The sequence below is a fragment of the Mucilaginibacter sp. genome, assembly GCF_025362475.1.
In the GTDB taxonomy this organism is placed as follows: domain Bacteria; phylum Bacteroidota; class Bacteroidia; order Sphingobacteriales; family Sphingobacteriaceae; genus Mucilaginibacter.
This window is the reverse complement of sequence record NZ_JANYGH010000025.1, coordinates 1-17,480: the sequence shown is the minus strand read 5'-3', so window position 1 is coordinate 17,480 and position 17,480 is coordinate 1. Positions and strand designations below refer to the sequence as shown.

The following is a 17,480-nucleotide window of genomic DNA, read 5'->3' as shown; positions in this document are numbered from 1 at the left end:
CCCAATGGATCAACGGAATAAACTTATACTATGACAATAGCCTGTTTTCTATTTCAAGTTGAGCGTGAGCGTAGTATAATAAAAACCACCTATGGCCGGTCCGCCTAAAAACGAGTAATAGTATTTATTGGTTAGGTTGCTCGCTCCAATTTTCACGTTGAGCCCTGTTTTCAGGAAATCATAATTAACCTGTGCATCAATAGTGCCATAGGCCTGCACGTTGCCATTAACTAAAAACGATTGCCAGTAAAAGCCGCTTTGCCATTTATAGGTTGCATTAAACCCAAAATTGCCAATCACCCGGTTACCGCCGAAAGAATAATTAGTGATCCATCGCGGTGTGTTAAACCCATCTTCTAAGGCATCCTCATTGGCAGTACGCTGTAGTTTGGCATACGATACATTGCCCGCCAGGATAAACTTTTGCCATATTTTGTATTGCAAACCTAAACTGCCGCCAATGTTGTAAACCGTACTTTGCGAATTTGTCCAGGCGCGGTAACGGGCCTGTTTGGTTTTATCGTTCAGGTAATAGGGAATGGAATCTGCCTTTTGGGTGTTGGGTACGTTAATTTCAATCTGCCCGATGAAATTGTTGTACCTGTTATAGTAAAAATCGGCATCCACACTCAGGTCGCCCTCAAAAAACAGAGATTTATAGCCTGCCTCAAAAGAGTTAATGTGCTCTGGCTGCAGGTAAGTATAAGTATTCTTTTTAAGCAAGCCTTTTTCCTTTTCAATGGCCGCGCTGGTGCTGCTGCCCGCGTTAAAGTCGTTTTTAACAGCCGCCTGAAAAGCATCGATAGAAGTACGGATATAGGAGTTTTCAAATACCCCGCTTGATACCACCCTTAAACCGCCAACCCGTTTTACGCCGCCACTATTTACGTTGGAGAAAGCCTCAAAAATACTTGGAAAACGGTAGCCGCTCTGGTATGATATCCTGAAATTTTGCTCGGGAACCGGCGAAAAAACAGCCGTAAGCCTTGGATTTAATTTCAAACTAAAATAATCATTCCTATCGGCACGCAGCGTGGCCGAAAGTTTAAGCTTACTATCAAAAAACGATTTGCCTACCTGTACAAAGCCACCGGTTTTGCTGTAATCAATATTACTGTACTCTTTGCCCTTTACGTAATTAATAAAGTAGTTACCATCAGGGTGAATGATATAGGTACGATGATCAAATCCGGCTAAAAGTTCAAGTCCGGTTGTTTTTTTAAAGGTTGATGAAATAGCATTGGAGATATCAACCTGCCCCTCCGCATGCCACATGTCATCCTTTACCCGCAGCGCCGATCCAATATCCCAGTTATTGATATCGGCCAATTTATCAAGCGTATTTTTAAAAGCTGCTGTTCCCGGTTGGTAACGGCCGGCATCAGCCAATTGACGGGCCTGTTGCAAAGCCTGCGGCACGGTTGCACCACCTGTTGTTGCCGTATTAAAACCTTTTGTAAAATCGGCGTACCAGGTATTATCATCTTTATAGTTACGATCTACGTTTTCACCTGCCGAGCGCAGGTTATATGATTTGCCGGTGTTCTCGCTCGTCCAGTAGGCGCGTAACTGGTAAATGTTATTTTTTAGTTCGAGTGCATGCTGCTGCAATATATAACCCGATAGCCTGAACCGATTGGCGCGCTGGTAAATATTATCCAGATCGGCAAAGCGATAGGTGTAGGTTAAACGGGTATCATCATTAATTTTATAAACCAGGCCCACATCAACTTTCACGTTGTGTAAATTATAGCTGGTTACATCCTTTTCGGCATAGCCGGTACGGGCAATAGAATATTGTTTGCCACCAAGGGTAACGGTTTTCCTGTCGGATGATTCATTGCCGTAGCCATTAACCGGGTCGTACCCCGGATTATCCACCCCACCGGGAATCCCGAGTTTAGCATTGGCAGCCGCGTTCAGGTCGGTACGGTTGTCGGCTATCCAATCATAACCTGTGGTGTAGGTACCATTTATTTTAAAGGCGAATTTTTTTGAGATAGCTTTTGCCAACCGGAAACTGGTTTCTGAAAACAACTTAGCCGATGTTTCTGAATCGCCAAGATGATTGATGCCCGTTTTTTGTTGGATACTGATGCCCTGGCTGGTAAATGGATCTTTGGTTATAAAATTAGCCAGCCCATTAATAGCATTTAAGCCATATAAAGCGGATGCCGTACCGGGGATGATCTCCACGCTTTCGATATCCATGTCGTTTGGCCCCATGGCATTACCTATCGGAGCACCAATATGTGGTGCCTGGTTATCAACACCATCAACCAGCTGGGTAAAACGCACATTGGTGGTATTGGCAAAGCCCCGGGTGTTAATTATCCTGAAACCGAGACTGGGTGTTATCAGCTGCACGCCCTTTACATTCTCCAGCGCATCAAAAAAAGATGGCGCGGCCGAGCGCCTGAAATCGGCAGCGGTTATTTTTTCAATACTCACCGGCGATCGTAATATGCTTTCGCTGATGCGCGATGCGGATATTACTACCTCACTAAGTTCCTGTTTTTTTATCCGCGTAGTATCGCTTTTTACAGCAGTTGTATCTTTTGCTTTTCCGCTTTTTTGCGCAAAAAGATGGCCGCAGGTAAACGCCATCAACAATATTAAGGAGTAAAATTTCTTCATATAGCCGCAAGTTACAAATCGATATGCTTTTATTTATATAACGACAAATAAAAATAAACCGGTCCAAAAGACCGGACTATAAATTTATGCTCCCCCGCCTGGTTAAATCTGGATAAGCGGACTGTTAGTTTTTAAAAATTCCTGGAATTTTTGTTGAAACAATTTAAACTGTTCAATTGCCTTAAGGCCTTTTTCGGTAAGCTCGGCACTGCCGCCACCCTTACCGCCGCGGTGCGAAATAACCACCGGCGCCCCAAAATGTTCATTCATATAATTGATCATATCCCAGGCCTGGCGGTATGACATTTTCATTTGCAAAGCCGCCTGCCTTAATGATCCCGATTGCTGTATCCGCTCCAACAACTCCACCCGGCCGTGACCTAATAACTTACCATCGGGAGTTTCAAACCAAATCTTTCCGTTTAAACTCAATGTCTTGTCTAACATGTTATAAATTGAAACTAAACATGGTACAAATATATCATTAACAGCACATCAGAGGTTTTGAAATTTGCAGATCATTTTTAAACACCCCATGAGCAGCAAAGTTCATTTCACAAAAAAGCGCCCCCAATTTAAAAAAGGTAGCGCAATCAGTATTTTAAAGCCCCAAAAGGGAAATGCTTGTTTGAAAGTTAAATCAATTATTAGGTTCTTGGTCTTTTAGGATTAAAGGCAACCAGGTAATTAAGCTCCTCTGGTACAGCAACCCCACGACCATCAGTCTTAGGCTCTTCTTTCTGGAACGACTGGTTAAGTCTTGTTTTAATAGTATGAAACACCTCCATCAAAATTTCGGGACCAACTTTGGCGGCAATCGTTGGATAATAATCTTTTTGAATCCTTATTCTTTCGGTATTGGTTACCATGCTCAGTTCCCAACTGTCTTCTGCCTTAAAGCCAAACTCTTTGGCAGTGTTCAGCAAGTCGTACATATACATGCGGGTTTCGGTTTCAACAGATTCTTTAGCAGCTATCATGAGAATTTTTTTATGGTTGTTGCAGCCTGCAGCAGGCTGGTATTATGTTAAAGCTTAACTATCACCGTATAAGAAAATGGCAATGTCTAAGTATTTAGCGGGAAGGAATTTCTTAAAGGTAGCTTTAATTTACCAAAAAGTGGCAGGTTTTAAATATTAATTAAAACATCGGGCGCTGGAGAAAGGTAGCTATGCGTTATAAAATTAAAAAAACTCTTTCCGGCTGTTGTGAGAATACCATAGCAGTTCGAAATATTCATTCACATACCCTTGGTTATTAGGTGGATGAATCTCTTTATTCCCATTTTGTATTAAAATCGTTGTCATTTCGAACGAGGTACGAGGAGAAATCTTCTACGACATGCTTGATCTATGTATGGCTTAGAGCAGGGTGTAGAAGATTTCTCCTCACCCAGTCAGTCGCGCAATTCCCACCCGGTTCGTTCGAAATGACAATCGGTTTTAAGGATTGAAAAGATACGCACGGCAGCCCCTTGAGAGAAAATTAAAAAACCTTCCGAACATCCAAAGTGACCACACAAACCCCAACAAAATAGCCTCTCAAAAAAGGCAAAATCCTGTTACTACCAGATAGAAAATATCCACAGCTTTAGCCCCACTTTAAATATATTTGCTTAAACATATAACGGTGCAAACCGTTCTTAATTCAAAACAAACATCTGTCATGGCTAATAATTTTAAAGAAGCAAGCGTTGAAGAAATAAACCAGGTAATGCAGCAATCGCAGGCAGCGTTTGAGGCTTACCAAAAAACAAGCATCGAAGAAAAAAGCTTATTTTTAGAGGCTATCGCCACAGAAATTGAAGCTTTGGGCGATGCCTTGCTTCAAAAAGCATCCGAAGAAACCAACCTGCCAATTCCACGCTTAACGGGCGAACGCGCCCGCACAACCGGTCAGCTCCGCATGTTTGCAACCATGCTGCGCGAAGGCAGCTGGGTGGAAGCCAGCATTGATACTGCCATACCAGACAGAGCCCCGCTACCCAAACCCGACATTCGTAAAATGCTGATCCCCCTGGGGCCGGTAGTAGTTTTTGGTGCCAGTAATTTCCCGTTCGCTTATTCAACCGCCGGGGGCGATACTGCAAGCGCGTTAGCGGCAGGCTGTTCTGTAGTGGTAAAAGCACATCCGGCACATGCGGAAACATCAGAGATGGTATATACCGCCATCCGCAAAGCCATTACAAGCAGCAATATGCCTGAGCATATTTTCCAGCATGTGCATGGCACTTCGTTCGAGAGCGGCAAGGCTTTGGTACAGGCAGCAGATACAGCTGCTGTCGGCTTTACCGGCTCAACCGTAGGCGGCAAGGCTTTATATGATTATTCGTCACAACGTAAAAACCCTATCCCGGTATTTTCTGAGATGGGCAGCATAAACCCGGTTATATTTTTACCGGATACATTAAATAAAAACGCGGCCAGTCTTGCAGCGCAATACGCGGGTTCCATTACCTTGGGCATGGGCCAGTTTTGCACCAATCCCGGCCTCATGATAGCTATTGAAAGCGATGGCCTTTACAGTTTCCTGGATAGCCTGGGCAAGGGCATTGAGGCTGTGCAGCCAGCAAGAATGCTGCATGCCGGCATCCATTCGGCCTATGAAAAAAAGAGCCACGCCGCTTTGGAGCAGGATGGTGTAAAAGTGATTCAACAATCAGCCACCGAAGCAAAGGATATTGAGGCCTTGCCAACCGTTGCATTGGTTAGCGGCCAAACATTTTTAGAAAACCCTTTATTGCACGAAGAGGTTTTTGGTCCTTACTCCCTCATGGTGAACTGCCAGGATGAGCAGGAATTGCTTAAAGTATTAAAATCAGTATCTGGCCAGTTAACTACCACGGTAATGGGTACCGATGATGATTTCGCCGGTCACTCCCGCCTGCTGCAATTATTGCCATCCATTGCCGGCCGCATCCTTTTTAATGGTGTGCCAACCGGTGTTGAAGTTTGCCACAGCATGGTACACGGTGGGCCTTACCCGGCAACTACCGATAGCCGTTTTACCGCTGTAGGCACCAATGCCGTAAAACGCTGGGTACGCCCGGTATGTTTTCAAAGCTGCCCTGATGGTCTGCTGCCACTGGCATTGCAAAACGCTAACCCAACAGGGATTTGGCGCTTAGTGGATAATGAGTGGAAGAAGTAAATAACGAGGTTTTAGCATTTTTTTTGTCATCCTGGAACGCAGTGAAGGATCTATTATTCATCATGCATCTTCGCCCTGTACAGTCTGTTATAGATCCTTCGTTACGTTCAGGATGACAAATCTTTAAGAAGGAAAAATCAATTTCCACCGCTTTATGGCGTAGTCACAACCGTATGCGTACCATCAGGATTTACAACAATAGTAGTATTTCCGCCTGCCTTGATCCCGACGGTATGTGTACCATCCGGGTTTACAATAATAAAAGTTGATCCGTTATCGATCATGGTAGAATGTGTTCCGTTTGGATTAACAATAGTACTTGTTTGACCATTTTTTATTACAACAGAATGCGTACCGTTTGGATTGACTATAGTAGCCGTAGCACCATTATCTATCCATAACGAATGAGTGCCATCAGCGTTGACCACCACGGATGTTTGACCTGTTTTAGTGATCAGGGTGTTGCTACCATCCGGATTAACAATTGTGGACATCATGCCATTTTTGATCACTACCCCAGGTTTGCCGGTGGGATAGGTAAAAGTAAAGGTGTACGCACTATCCCTGCTTGATGCCACAGCATTGTAAACAGCTAAATCATTTAAATTAAATGTATCTTTTTTTTGCGCAAACGCATGGCAGGCAAACAGCATTGCTGACAGGACAAGGATAGGTTTTTTCATGATGTGGCGGTTTTGTAGTATGACGACTGTTAGCCGCTAAGGTTTAATGGGTTGCAGCAATATTGGCTATTTATTATATTGCCTTCTCTTATAAACCACTTATGCTTTGAAAGATTTGTCGTTCTGAGTTGATAAAATTCGAAAAACTCTAAAGGGTGGAAATGAAAAGCGGCGAAAGACTTACGAAGTTTTTAAAACTTCGTAAGTCTGGGATTCAACAACTTGTCATAGGTAACGCTGTGAAGGATCTATTATTCGCCATACTTCTTCGCTCTGTACAGTCTGCAATTAGATCCTTCACTATCGTTTAGGATGATAAATTTCTTTACTAATGTATTCGGTATAACACTTTGCTGTTTTGGTATTATTCTACTTCACAAACCTCGCCAACACATCAGGCGCGGCACCTATCATCTTTATTTTATAGCGATAGCCACCGTCAAAAAAATCTTCTTCTTTTAAAAACTCATGGCCTTCTTTACTTATCCAATAGGTTTCGGTAAAATGGCGGCCCTTGTAATCGCTTTCGGTAAATAGTTTCCAGCAATCGGTTTTATCTCCTGCCGATGTGGTTATCACCTCGCTGCCTGTCACTTTATAAAGCACATATTGCGGCACATCAATTCCTGCATCGTAAAAGTTAATGGCAAAAGTTTTGCCTGCTTCAAGGGGTAGCATCTCAAAAGTTTCAATATCCAGGTTCCAGTTAAAATTTGGTAAGGTAAAATCAAGCTTAAAGTTTTTTTGATCGTTACCGGCAACGGTATCGGCACCCGTAATTTTATCCGTTTCCCAGTTATAGGCTTTTGTTTTTTTGCCAATGGTTTCCGCGTGATAAACCGGTGAAAAATCGGCCATTTTATTAAGCGAATAAACAGATCGGTACGCCGCGCTATCGGCTCCATACCAGTGCTGGGCAATTGCAAAGTAATTTACTTTATTACGTTTCTCAATTTCCACATTGCGCAGCCAAAGCGAAAAACGCATCCGGCGACTGTCTTTTACATTTTGATAATAAACCAGGTATTGTTTAAGTCCGGGCTTTAGGGCCGAAGTGATAAGGCGCAAGTCCTGTAAGCGGATGGTATCTGTTTGTGCGAATACCTTTGGTGTATGCGACAACAGCAACAATACTGTTAAACTGATGGCTATAACTTTTTCAACAATCTGTTCGGTTTTCATGGCAATTTAATGATAGGTGATCGATTGGTTAATTTTGTTGGTTAACCAAATTTGCCTTGCAATCACCTTTACAAAAAATCAATTCAACCATTGTTGGTCTTTATTTAACAGGTGGCACTATTTATTCAATAAGGTATGTTTTAGGCTCTCCGTTTAAAGTTTAGAGGCTTTTATTGAATAAACTGCGGCATCCGTTTAAAACAGGTGCTATCAATCAAAAAGCTTTGTATTTTTAAGCATGCAACTGTTAAAAACCAGGCCAACCACTCTGCAGCTACAGTTATTGGTTTGGGTATCCGTCATCTTTATCCTCTTTTTTTCTTTATTGCCGATGGACGGCTTTAAGCAATCGGCTATTTATACCATTGTAAATACTTCGTTTTACGCGATTACTATATACGGCAACATTTTGTTTCTGTATCCGCGGTTTTACCAAAAAGAGAAATACGTATGGTATGTGGTGCTGGTTATCCTGTTTTTATTGGCTATAGGGCTGATAAGGGGTTATACAACCATGTGGCTATACAATCAATTCTTTGCCAAAACACCCGAGTTAATTACGGTAAAAACACTCCTCAACTTTATCTCGGGCGGGATACTGATATTTATCATGAGCCTTATTTTCCGGATAGCGCTGGCCTATTTTAAACTCAAGCAGCAAACCGAAGAGATCATGGTACAAAAAAGCCAGGCCGAGCTCAATTTGCTAAAATCGCAGGTGCAGCCTCATTTTTTGTTTAATACATTGAATAACATCTATTACGAGGCTTATAAAGAAGCCCCACGCACGGCGGCACTCATAGAGCGGCTATCAGATATCATGCGGTATTTTGTGGATGAAAGTCCGAAGGATGATGTGGCTATTACAACAGAAGTGCAATTCCTCGAAAATTATATCGAGCTGGAAAAAATCCGCATCAGGCATGGGGTAGAGGTCAGTTTTGAAAAGACATACAATTCAGATCTGCGCATTCCACCTATGTTGCTGATGACGTTTGTAGAAAACATTTTTAAACACGGCATTGATAAATCAAGTATCGAAAACCGGGTTTCCATTTCACTAAAGCAGCAACAAGGCTACCTCCTTTTTAAAACCAGCAATTCCATTTATGATGTACCTTTAAATAACCAGCCCAACGGATTTGGGATTGCCAATTTAAAAAAAAGGCTCACCATGCTTTACGGCGAAAACTTTGAACTTGCCATTGATAAAAATGACCGGAATTTCAACACGTTTTTAAAAATACCATTAGCATGAGTTTAAGCTGTATTATAATAGATGATGAGCCCAATGCGGTAAACCTGCTGGAAATGCTAATACAGCAAAGCACTCCCTGGCAACTAAAAGCCAAGTGCTACAATGCTTTGGAAGCACTGGCATTTTTAAAGGGCAACAAGGTTGATTTTATATTCTTGGATATCAATATGCCTAACCTTACCGGCATGGAACTGGCCGGCCTGTTGCCGTCACAAACCAAAATTGTGTTTACAACAGCGTACTCAGAGTACGCCGCCGAAAGCTATTCCTTTCAAACAATAGATTACCTGCTAAAGCCTATAACCCTTAAACGCTTTTTGGCAGCGATGCAAAAGATAGAACATTATTTTGACAAGCCGGGGCATGTTGCAACCGAACCGTCTGCGCCAAACCAGGAATACTTCTTTGTAAAATCGGGCAAGGAGCTGCGTAAGATATTGCTTGATGACATCCTCTATTTTGAAGGCGAAAAGGAGTATGTAAGACTGGTTACCGCGCAGGAGCAATTGCTGATTTACCGCCGCTTAAAAGACATTGAAGAGCAACTGTTGCCACCCTTTGTGCGGGTCCACAACTCCTATATCGTAAACACCAAACAACTGATAAAAATACAGGATAATCATATTTTTATAGGCGATAAGCGCATCCCGGTAAGTGAAAAGTTTAAGGATGGGTTTATGGCGGTGATTAATAAAAGGGTGTTTTGAGGGTCCAAATTAAACACGTCGAGGTACGAAGCAATGACAGGTTCGCAGAAAAACTTTTTGTCATCCTGAACGCAGTGAAGGATCTGTTATCCGCCATACTCTTCGCCCTGTACAGCCTGCGATTAGATCCTTCACTTCGTTCAGGATGACAAACTTTTTAAATCGTCAATTCTCCTTCAGAGTCCCTGGATTTCGTTCGCAACGACGTGGGGAAGAACGGGAGTTTACGGCACCTATCCTACGATACCGTAATCTCGCCCCTTAAATCCGTTTCCATATAGTGTTTCACCATAGCCGGATCGTCAAACTCGCCTAATAAGTACATCATTTTGGTTACGGCCGATTCAAAGGTCATATCGTATCCGTTGGCTACTCCTATATCCTTCAATTGCTTGCTGGTTTCGTAGCGGCCAAGCTCAACGGTACCCACTTTACATTGGGAAATATCAACAATAACTTTACCTTCTTTAATGGCTTTCTCCAGCAGATCAATAAACCAGCTGTCGGTTGTGGTGTTACCAGCACCAAAGGTTTCCATTACAACGCCTCTTACATCGGCATTTAAAATGGCTTCAACCACTTTGGGGCCAATGCCGGGGTACAGTTTCAGTACAGCTACTTCACTTACCAGGTTGTTATGAATAATTAATTTTTCACCATCCAATGGCTGCCTGATATCATTTACATTAAACTTCAGGTGCACGCCAGACTCGGCCAGAATAGGATAGTTTGGCGAGCGAAAAGCTTCGAATTTGGATGAATTATATTTAAACGCCCTGTTACCACGAAATAATTTGTAATCAAAATAGATACAAACCTCGGGCACACGTGAACGCTCATTCTTTTTGGCCTTGGCAATTTCAATGGCGGTCATTAAATTTTCCTTGGCATCGGTACGTATCGCGCTTATAGGCAGTTGCGAGCCGGTAAAAATAATGGGCTTCTCCAGGTTCTCGAGCATAAAACTCAATGCCGATGCCGTGTAGGCCATGGTATCTGAGCCATGTAATATTACAAAGCCGTCGTTTTCATCGTAGTTAGACTCAATCAAGCCCGCCAGTTGGCTCCAGATTTCAGGATTCATGTTTGATGAATCAATGATCTCCTCAAAAGAGTGCACCTTAATTCTACAATTAAGCTTCTCCAGCTCGGGCACGTTATCCATTATCTGCTCAAAGTTGATGGGCTTGAGCACCTTTGTTACGGGATCACTCATCATACCGATTGTCCCCCCGGTATAAATGATCAGTATCTGACTCATTAATTAAGGTTTATGCTGTTTAAATCAATTGCTGTTATTATATACCAAACACCTGCCTGGAGTTTTGCGTGGTGATAAAAGCCACCTCCTCCACACCGGTTTGGTGCAGATCCGCCACCTTTTGGGCTATGTAAATCAAGTATGAACTTTCATTAGGTTTACCACGAAACGGAACGGGCGTAAGGTACGGAGAATCTGTTTCTAAAACTATATGCTTTAAGTCAATTTCAGATACTACTTTATCCAAACCCGCATTTTTATAGGTAACAACGCCACCTATTCCCAAATAAAAGCCCAGGTCAATTACCTGTTTAGCCTGCTCCAGGTTGCCCGAAAAGCAATGGAAGATACCGCGCAGATCTTCGTCACGCTCCTGCTGCAATACTTCGTATACCTCGTTAAAGGCATCGCGGCAATGTATTACTATAGGCAGCTTTAAACTTTTTGCCCAGTTAATCTGCTGCCTGAAAGCTTCAACCTGTTCGGTTAAAAATGTTTTATCCCAATACAGATCAATACCGATTTCGCCGATGGCATATATTTTATTTTGCTGATGGGCTGCTTTTATTGCTGCCAGTTCCTGCTCCCAATCGGCCTTTACAGAGCAGGGGTGCAGGCCGAGCATGGGGTAACATAGCTCGGGGTAGGCTTTTACCAGGTCATACACCAGGGGTACCGATTCGGCATCCACATTGGGTAAAAACAGCCTGTTGATATCATTATCAATACAGCGCTGTACCAGGGCCGCGCGTTTATCGGCAATAGTTTCGTAGTATAGGTGGGTATGCGTATCTGTTAAAACCATGCTGCAAAAGTAAAAAAGCCTTCCCGATTTATCGGGAAGGCTTTTTGCTTAATTTTTCTTTTTACTTACGGCTGTTTTTTTGCCGGCAGCTTTTTTAACCGGATGTTTAACGCCTGGTTTTGCAACTGCAGGAGCATGTTTGCCTGGTTTTACCTTTACAACTTCTATATCAAATAAAAGGGTGCTGTATGGCGGGATAACCTGGCCTCCACCTTTTTCGCCATAGGCTAAGGCAGATGGAATGACGAATTTAGCTTTTGAACCTTCGTGCAATAAGGCTAAACCTTCGTCCCAGCCCGGTATTACCTGGCCCTGACCCAACACTACGCTGATAGGCTCATATGGTCTGCCCGGCTGATCAAGCCCTGAAGCTTTTGCCACAGACTCGATGCTGGTATCAAAAACTTTCCCGTTTATTAAACTACCCACATAATTTACCAATACCGTATCACCAGCCAAGGCCTTGCGTAGCGCCGAGGGCTTTGTAACTGTATATTTCAAACCCGAAGCTGTAGTAACAAGCGCAAGCTTATTAGCAGCAATATAGGCATTGACATCAGTAGCTTCCTGTTGTTTTAGTTTTTCACCTGCTGCAGTTCTTTCTGCCATAGCCGCTTCTAACGATTGCACCTTAGTTATCTTAATAATAAAGGTTAAATAGCTGCTTTTAGGAAAAAACGGAGGGCGGGCCTCTTCATGTCCTTTAAAAATAGAATCGGTAGGTACCTTTACCATGGCGCTATCATTAAGGGCAAGCAAAGGAAATATATCCATTAAATCGGCTACATTCTGAGAAGGATGGATCTGCGCCTGTACGGTATGACCCGCTACGTATGAACTAAATAAAACAGAATCCTTATCAGTTTTCTGGATGTAATGAAAGGTGATTACATCGTTCTGTTTTACCTTTTCGCCAGGGTTATGGGTAAATATCTGGCATTGCACACCTTTGGCTGTAGTTTGTAAACCACCTTGCGCATGAGCGGCTAAAGTAGCTATCCCCAACAGGGGGGTTAAGAAATAAAAAATGCTTTTCATAAATAAAAATAAAAAAGCCTTCCCGACAGGTTGTCAGGAAGGCTGTAAAAATTCTTTTTAATTACCTTGTTGTTGGTGGAGCCATCTGCGGCATAACCGGTTTTGGCGCGTTTGGATTCGGGTGAACAATATCAACCATTTCCATTTCAAAAACAATTGGCGTGTATGGACCAATTGGGCCTACACCTTGTTCTTTATAAGCGATATCAGAAGGGATAACTAAAACAATTTTCGAACCTTTGTTCATCAATTGCAAGCCTTCATCCCAACCTGGTATTACTTTACCCTGGCCAACAGGGATACGGATAGGCGCGTATTGACGACCTGGCTCCATAGGTTGTTTTTCTTTAATGGCTACTTCTTTAACGCTGGTTTCAAATATTTTACCATTTGGAAGCCTGCCTGTGTAATTTACAACTGCGGTATCGCCAACTGCTGGTACCGGACCAGTACCTGGTGTAGTGATCACATAATTTAAACCTGATGGAGTTTTAGTAGTTTTTAAGTTATGATCAGCAATGTATTTTTTGATCTTACCTGGCTCCTGGTTTTTCATTACATCAGTAAGGGTTTTTAAATAATCGGTAACCCTGCCGCGGAAAACCTGCTCAGTAAGCGCGCCTTTGGCAATTACTTTATTGATGTTAACCTGGAAGATTAAAAATTTACCTTTAATGTTTGGTGGACGCTGCTGACCGCCTTTAAATATAGAATCAGTAGCTACTTTAAATGTAGCGCTATCGCCTTCGCCAAGCATTTCAATACCTGCGTATACGTCACCTTTTGATTGTGGTTTTGGCATTGGCATAATAATAGGCCTGCCTGCTTCGTAGCTGTTAACCAATATGGAGTCGCCATCGGTTTTTACAACCATGTTAAGACTCACGAAATCGCCTTCTTTAATATGCACACCACCTTTTGAGGTGTGGATGTTGTAAAGCAAGCCTGCATCTCCTTTTTTAAAGCCGCCGTTACAACTTGCAAATCCAATTGCAGCAATGGCTAAGAACATTAATTTTTGTTTCATTTTATTGTTTTAATAGTTTTTTATATTCGGGTAATAGGGTTTTAAATTGTTGCACAACCTGTTCAAGGCTATCTGTTGAGAATCCGCCGGCCGCATTGCGGTGACCGCCACCACCAAAATATTTTTTACAAATTTCATTTGCGGGGAATTCTCCTTTTGAACGTAACGAAAGCTTTACCTTATCCTTACGCTCTACTATAAACGCAGCTAACTTAATGCTGGCCATTGATAGCGCATAGTTTACAATGCCCTCCGTATCGCCGGTATCAACATCGTATTTCTCCAAGTCTTCTTTATTAACGGATATTATGGCCGTATTGTATTCGGGCAAAACTTCAAGGCAGTTTGCAAGGCAATGCCCCAGGAACCTTAAACGGCTTTCTGACGCGCTATTGTATACTAATTCATGTATCCGCCAGTTAACAGCGCCTGCATCAATCAGGTCGGCTACTATGCGGTGTACGGTTGATGTTGTATTTGGCAGGCGGAATGAGGCAGAATCGGTCATGATGCCTGTATAAAGGCAGGTAGCCACATCTTTATTCACCAGTTCTTGATGATGCAGCTCATTAACTATAAAATCATAAATAAGCTGAGCAGTTGCGCAGGCATTTATATTCCAATGCCTGTAATCGTCAAAATCCTCGGGCTCAAGGTGATGATCAATCATTATTTTATAGGCCTTGCTCTCGCCAACCAAAGCTCCCATTTCGTTAATACGGCCTAAAGCATTAAAATCAAGGCAAAATATAAGCGCTGCATTGGCAATAAGCGTGGCAGCCTTTTCAGGTTGCTCGGTATATATAATTACCCCATCGTTGCCGGGCATCCAGCTTAAAAAGTCGGGGTAATCGGTAGGCGCAACAACGGTGGCATGGTGCCCCTGCTGTATTAAATAATTATATAAACCTAAAGACGAACCCATAGCATCTCCATCAGGTTTATGATGGGTAGTGATCACTATTTTTTGAGGGCTTGCTAAAAGTTCCTTAAGCGCGGCTAAATCTAACATCAATTTTAAAAAAGAGTTGCAAAGCTAAATAAATAAATTAAATACAAACCATCTAATTTAATTCAAAAAGCTTTATCATACAGATGTAAAACGCTACTTTTGCGCCAATTTTAAACAAACAGATAAAATATCATAAGCTACTTCTAAACAATAGAATATGCTTGCGATAAACATTACCCACAAAGAAACAATTAAAAATAATGGCAACTAACAGAACCTTTACCATGATAAAGCCCGATGCTGTAGCAAACGGGCATATTGGTGCAATTGTAGATAAAATAACCAAAAGCGGCTTTAAAATCATCGCGCTTAAATACACTTATTTAAGCCCGGAAAAAGCTGGTCAGTTTTATGAAGTACACAAAGAGCGTCCTTTTTATAAAGACCTGGTTAGCTTTATGTCATCTGGCCCCATCGTAGCTGCTATATTGGAGAAAGACAATGCAATTGAAGATTTCCGCAAGCTGATTGGCGCAACTGATCCTGCTAAAGCAGAAGAAGGCACCATCCGCAACTTGTTTGCAAAATCAATTGATGCAAACGCCGTTCACGGATCAGATTCTGATGAAAACGCCGCTCTTGAAGGCAGCTTCTTCTTCTCGGCTTTCGAAAAATTCTAACAATCAACAATTTACGGGTGTAACATCAATATTACATCCGTAAATTATTTAGTTGTTTGTTTGTTATTTGATTTTAAGGTTTGTAACTTTACCAAACGGGGTTTACTTTAGCCTCGCATTAAAATTAAACGTAACCTTTTCCTTCTAAAGCATAAATATTATGAAACTGTTATTAAAATCAATCATTTACGCCCTTGTAGTGGTGTGTTTAATTACAGCTTCCATATTGCTTTACAGGGTTCACCCCGAAGTGCAGTTAGCCTTTATAATTCCAGGAGTATTTATTTTTGTATACTCGCTCATAACCGATGATATGGGCATAAAACAACATGTACGTTCCCGTAATTTTCGTTTTTCAAGAGGCAGATAATCACTCCTGCAACGCCAGCGGGCTTTTTTATAAAAACACTATTTAACCGGGAACACCGGTTTTTTTATGCCTGAATTTATAAAAAGATAATCTCTGTTATTAAAATCCCCTTTGCCTCTTCGTTTATCTTATCAATTATCTGGGTACGTATCATCATCAATTCGTTTTTTATAACCGACGATTCTATCCGCAGAAACAATTTCCTGTCTCTTATAAACAATTCCTTGGTACGGTTGGCTACCGATTTGCCCACCAGCTCGGGCCATGCTGCCACAACGGCCGTTTCATCATACCGGCGCTTAATTTTATATACATTAAGCATCTGCTCAATGGCTTCTTTTAATGGTTTGTCGTTAGTTTTACGCATCGATAGCTCCTTTAGTTACATTAAACAATTTTACATCCACAGTTATTTTAGCAAATATCTGCTCCACACGGCTCACACTGGTATCCGTAATAAACACCTGCCCAAAATCGTTATTACTTACCATCTTCATCAACTTGGTAACACGCTCATCATCAAGTTTATCAAAAATATCATCAAGCAACAGCAATGGTTTAAATCCTTTTTGCTGGTACAGGAAAGTGTATTGCGCCAGCTTAAGCGCTATTAAAAAGGATTTTTGCTGCCCCTGCGATCCAAACTTTTTCATGGCCATACCGTGAATGCCAAACTGCAGGTCGTCTTTATGAATCCCCACCGTAGTACGCTCCAGCACCCTATCCCGCTCAACCGTCTTTTTTAGCAATGCGGCAAAGTCGTCATGAATTAATTGCGACTCATACACCAGTTCAACCAGTTCGGCATCGTCACTTATAAAGCTATAATGCTTATTAAAAATAGCAGTAAAACCCTCCATAAAAGCTTTGCGCCGCTCATATATCCTATTGCCCGATAGTACCAACTGCTCATCAAGCACCTCCAGCAAATGAGGATCATAACGGCCGGTATCGGCTATCAATTTTAACAAGGCATTGCGGTTAGCCAACACCTTATTATAGGTAATCAATTCATCCAGGTAATGGTTATCCGTTTGCGATATTACGTTATCAATAAACTTACGGCGCTCCTCACTCCCCTCGGTAATAATACTGGTATCATACGGCGATATCATCACCAGCGGTAATAAACCAATATGATCTGCCAGGCGCTGATAGTCTTTTTTATTACGCTTAAACTGCTTTTTCTGGTTCCGTTTTACAGAACAGGCAACGGCTTCGTTCTGTTGGTTTTTGTTAAAAAGCCCGGTAATTATAAAAAAATCAGTCCCCTGTTTTATTTGCTGGCTATCTATCGGGTTAAAATAACTCTTACATAAAGATAAGTAATGTATAGCATCGAGCAGGTTAGTTTTACCCGCGCCATTATTACCTGTAAAAGCATTAACACCCTCACTAAAAACAAGTTCGGCCTCTTCGTAATTTTTAAAATTAATAACTGATAGTTGCTGCAAATACATGGGGTTACAAAGGTAAGGTTTTTGGCTTGGTTTGAATTGATTTGCAAATGGAATATTAAGTTGGTTAGGTTGGTTAGGCTGGTTAGGTTGGTTAGGTTGGTTAGGTTGGTTAGGTTAGGTTGGTTAGGTTAGGTTGGTTAGGTTGGTTAGGTTGGTTAGGTTGGTTAGGTTAGGTTGGTTAGGTTGGTTAGGTTGGTTAGGTTGGTTAGGTTGGTTAGGTTGGTTAGGTTGGTTAGGTTGGTTAGGTTGGTTAGGTTGGTTAGGTTGGTT

Annotated in this window: 17 protein-coding genes; 5 read left to right on the top strand and 12 right to left on the bottom strand. The window is 42.0% G+C overall.

From position 1 onward, the window contains the following. Positions 1 to 48: 48 nt before the first annotated feature. The 3 genes from Q0R88_RS09705 to Q0R88_RS09695 form a co-directional block, all read right to left on the bottom strand. The gene (locus tag Q0R88_RS09705) at positions 49 to 2,637 is read right to left on the bottom strand and encodes a TonB-dependent receptor (protein ID WP_295715511.1); all 2,589 of its coding nucleotides are present in this window, start codon (positions 2,635 to 2,637) and stop codon (positions 49 to 51) included. Positions 2,638 to 2,739: 102 nt separating this feature from the next. Further along, the gene (locus Q0R88_RS09700) at positions 2,740 to 3,084 is read right to left on the bottom strand and encodes a winged helix-turn-helix domain-containing protein (protein WP_295715509.1); all 345 of its coding nucleotides are present in this window, start codon (positions 3,082 to 3,084) and stop codon (positions 2,740 to 2,742) included. Between the two features lie 200 nt (positions 3,085 to 3,284). Further along, positions 3,285 to 3,617, bottom strand: a complete 333-nt coding sequence (locus Q0R88_RS09695) for a hypothetical protein (protein WP_295715507.1) — start codon at positions 3,615 to 3,617, stop codon at positions 3,285 to 3,287. 685 nt (positions 3,618 to 4,302) lie between these two features. On the opposite strand from Q0R88_RS09695, the gene Q0R88_RS09690 reads away from it, so the two are divergent. Continuing rightward, positions 4,303 to 5,787 carry an aldehyde dehydrogenase (NADP(+)) gene (locus Q0R88_RS09690; RefSeq protein ID WP_295715505.1) on the top strand — a complete coding sequence of 495 codons (1,485 nt, stop codon included), beginning with the start codon at positions 4,303 to 4,305 and terminating at the stop codon, positions 5,785 to 5,787. A 152-nt stretch (positions 5,788 to 5,939) separates the two neighbouring features. Here the strand turns inward: Q0R88_RS09690 and Q0R88_RS09685 are convergent, their stop codons facing one another. Next, entirely contained in the window at positions 5,940 to 6,470 is a 531-nt protein-coding gene (locus tag Q0R88_RS09685) for a hypothetical protein (protein ID WP_295715503.1), read from the bottom strand. A gap of 369 nt (positions 6,471 to 6,839) precedes the next feature. Next, complete coding sequence (locus Q0R88_RS09680) at positions 6,840 to 7,652, bottom strand: hypothetical protein (protein WP_295715501.1); 813 nt, start codon at positions 7,650 to 7,652, stop codon at positions 6,840 to 6,842. Positions 7,653 to 7,890: 238 nt separating this feature from the next. Between Q0R88_RS09680 and Q0R88_RS09675 the strand changes: the two genes are divergently transcribed. Beyond that, on the top strand, positions 7,891 to 8,910 hold the full coding sequence (locus Q0R88_RS09675) for a sensor histidine kinase (RefSeq protein WP_295715499.1): 1,020 nt from the start codon (positions 7,891 to 7,893) through the stop codon (positions 8,908 to 8,910). Next, positions 8,907 to 9,617 (top strand): LytTR family DNA-binding domain-containing protein, encoded by a 711-nt coding sequence (locus Q0R88_RS09670; protein ID WP_295715497.1) that lies wholly within the window; start codon positions 8,907 to 8,909, stop codon positions 9,615 to 9,617. The genes Q0R88_RS09675 and Q0R88_RS09670 overlap by 4 nt, the downstream gene beginning before the upstream one ends. 238 nt (positions 9,618 to 9,855) lie before the next feature. On the opposite strand, the gene Q0R88_RS09665 is transcribed toward Q0R88_RS09670, so the two are convergent. The 5 genes from Q0R88_RS09665 to Q0R88_RS09645 all read right to left on the bottom strand — a co-directional run bounded on the left by Q0R88_RS09665 (position 9,856) and on the right by Q0R88_RS09645 (position 14,760). Next, positions 9,856 to 10,878: an asparaginase gene (locus tag Q0R88_RS09665; protein WP_295715496.1), complete on the bottom strand. Its 1,023-nt coding sequence runs from the start codon at positions 10,876 to 10,878 to the stop codon at positions 9,856 to 9,858. 37 nt (positions 10,879 to 10,915) lie between these two features. Continuing rightward, positions 10,916 to 11,683, bottom strand: a complete 768-nt coding sequence (locus tag Q0R88_RS09660; RefSeq protein WP_295715494.1) for a TatD family hydrolase — start codon at positions 11,681 to 11,683, stop codon at positions 10,916 to 10,918. Positions 11,684 to 11,731: 48 nt separating this feature from the next. Beyond that, positions 11,732 to 12,721 (bottom strand): FKBP-type peptidyl-prolyl cis-trans isomerase, encoded by a 990-nt coding sequence (locus Q0R88_RS09655; protein WP_295715492.1) that lies wholly within the window; start codon positions 12,719 to 12,721, stop codon positions 11,732 to 11,734. Between the two features lie 61 nt (positions 12,722 to 12,782). After that, complete coding sequence (locus Q0R88_RS09650; protein ID WP_295715490.1) at positions 12,783 to 13,748, bottom strand: FKBP-type peptidyl-prolyl cis-trans isomerase; 966 nt, start codon at positions 13,746 to 13,748, stop codon at positions 12,783 to 12,785. A 1-nt stretch (position 13,749) separates the two neighbouring features. After that, positions 13,750 to 14,760 (bottom strand): DHH family phosphoesterase, encoded by a 1,011-nt coding sequence (locus Q0R88_RS09645; RefSeq protein WP_295715489.1) that lies wholly within the window; start codon positions 14,758 to 14,760, stop codon positions 13,750 to 13,752. 200 nt (positions 14,761 to 14,960) lie between these two features. Here Q0R88_RS09645 and Q0R88_RS09640 point away from each other — a divergent pair, with 200 nt between their 5' ends. After that, positions 14,961 to 15,380, top strand: a complete 420-nt coding sequence (locus Q0R88_RS09640) for a nucleoside-diphosphate kinase (protein ID WP_295715487.1) — start codon at positions 14,961 to 14,963, stop codon at positions 15,378 to 15,380. A gap of 160 nt (positions 15,381 to 15,540) precedes the next feature. Then, the gene (locus Q0R88_RS09635; RefSeq protein WP_295715485.1) at positions 15,541 to 15,750 is read left to right on the top strand and encodes a hypothetical protein; all 210 of its coding nucleotides are present in this window, start codon (positions 15,541 to 15,543) and stop codon (positions 15,748 to 15,750) included. Between the two features lie 76 nt (positions 15,751 to 15,826). Here the strand turns inward: Q0R88_RS09635 and Q0R88_RS09630 are convergent, their stop codons facing one another. Together Q0R88_RS09630 and Q0R88_RS09625 are read right to left on the bottom strand one after the other, a co-directional pair. Then, the gene (locus tag Q0R88_RS09630) at positions 15,827 to 16,117 is read right to left on the bottom strand and encodes a DUF721 domain-containing protein (RefSeq protein WP_295715483.1); all 291 of its coding nucleotides are present in this window, start codon (positions 16,115 to 16,117) and stop codon (positions 15,827 to 15,829) included. After that, positions 16,110 to 17,210, bottom strand: a complete 1,101-nt coding sequence (locus Q0R88_RS09625; RefSeq protein WP_295715480.1) for a DNA replication/repair protein RecF — start codon at positions 17,208 to 17,210, stop codon at positions 16,110 to 16,112. Before Q0R88_RS09625 ends, Q0R88_RS09630 begins: the two co-directional genes overlap by 8 nt. Positions 17,211 to 17,480 lie beyond the last annotated feature (270 nt).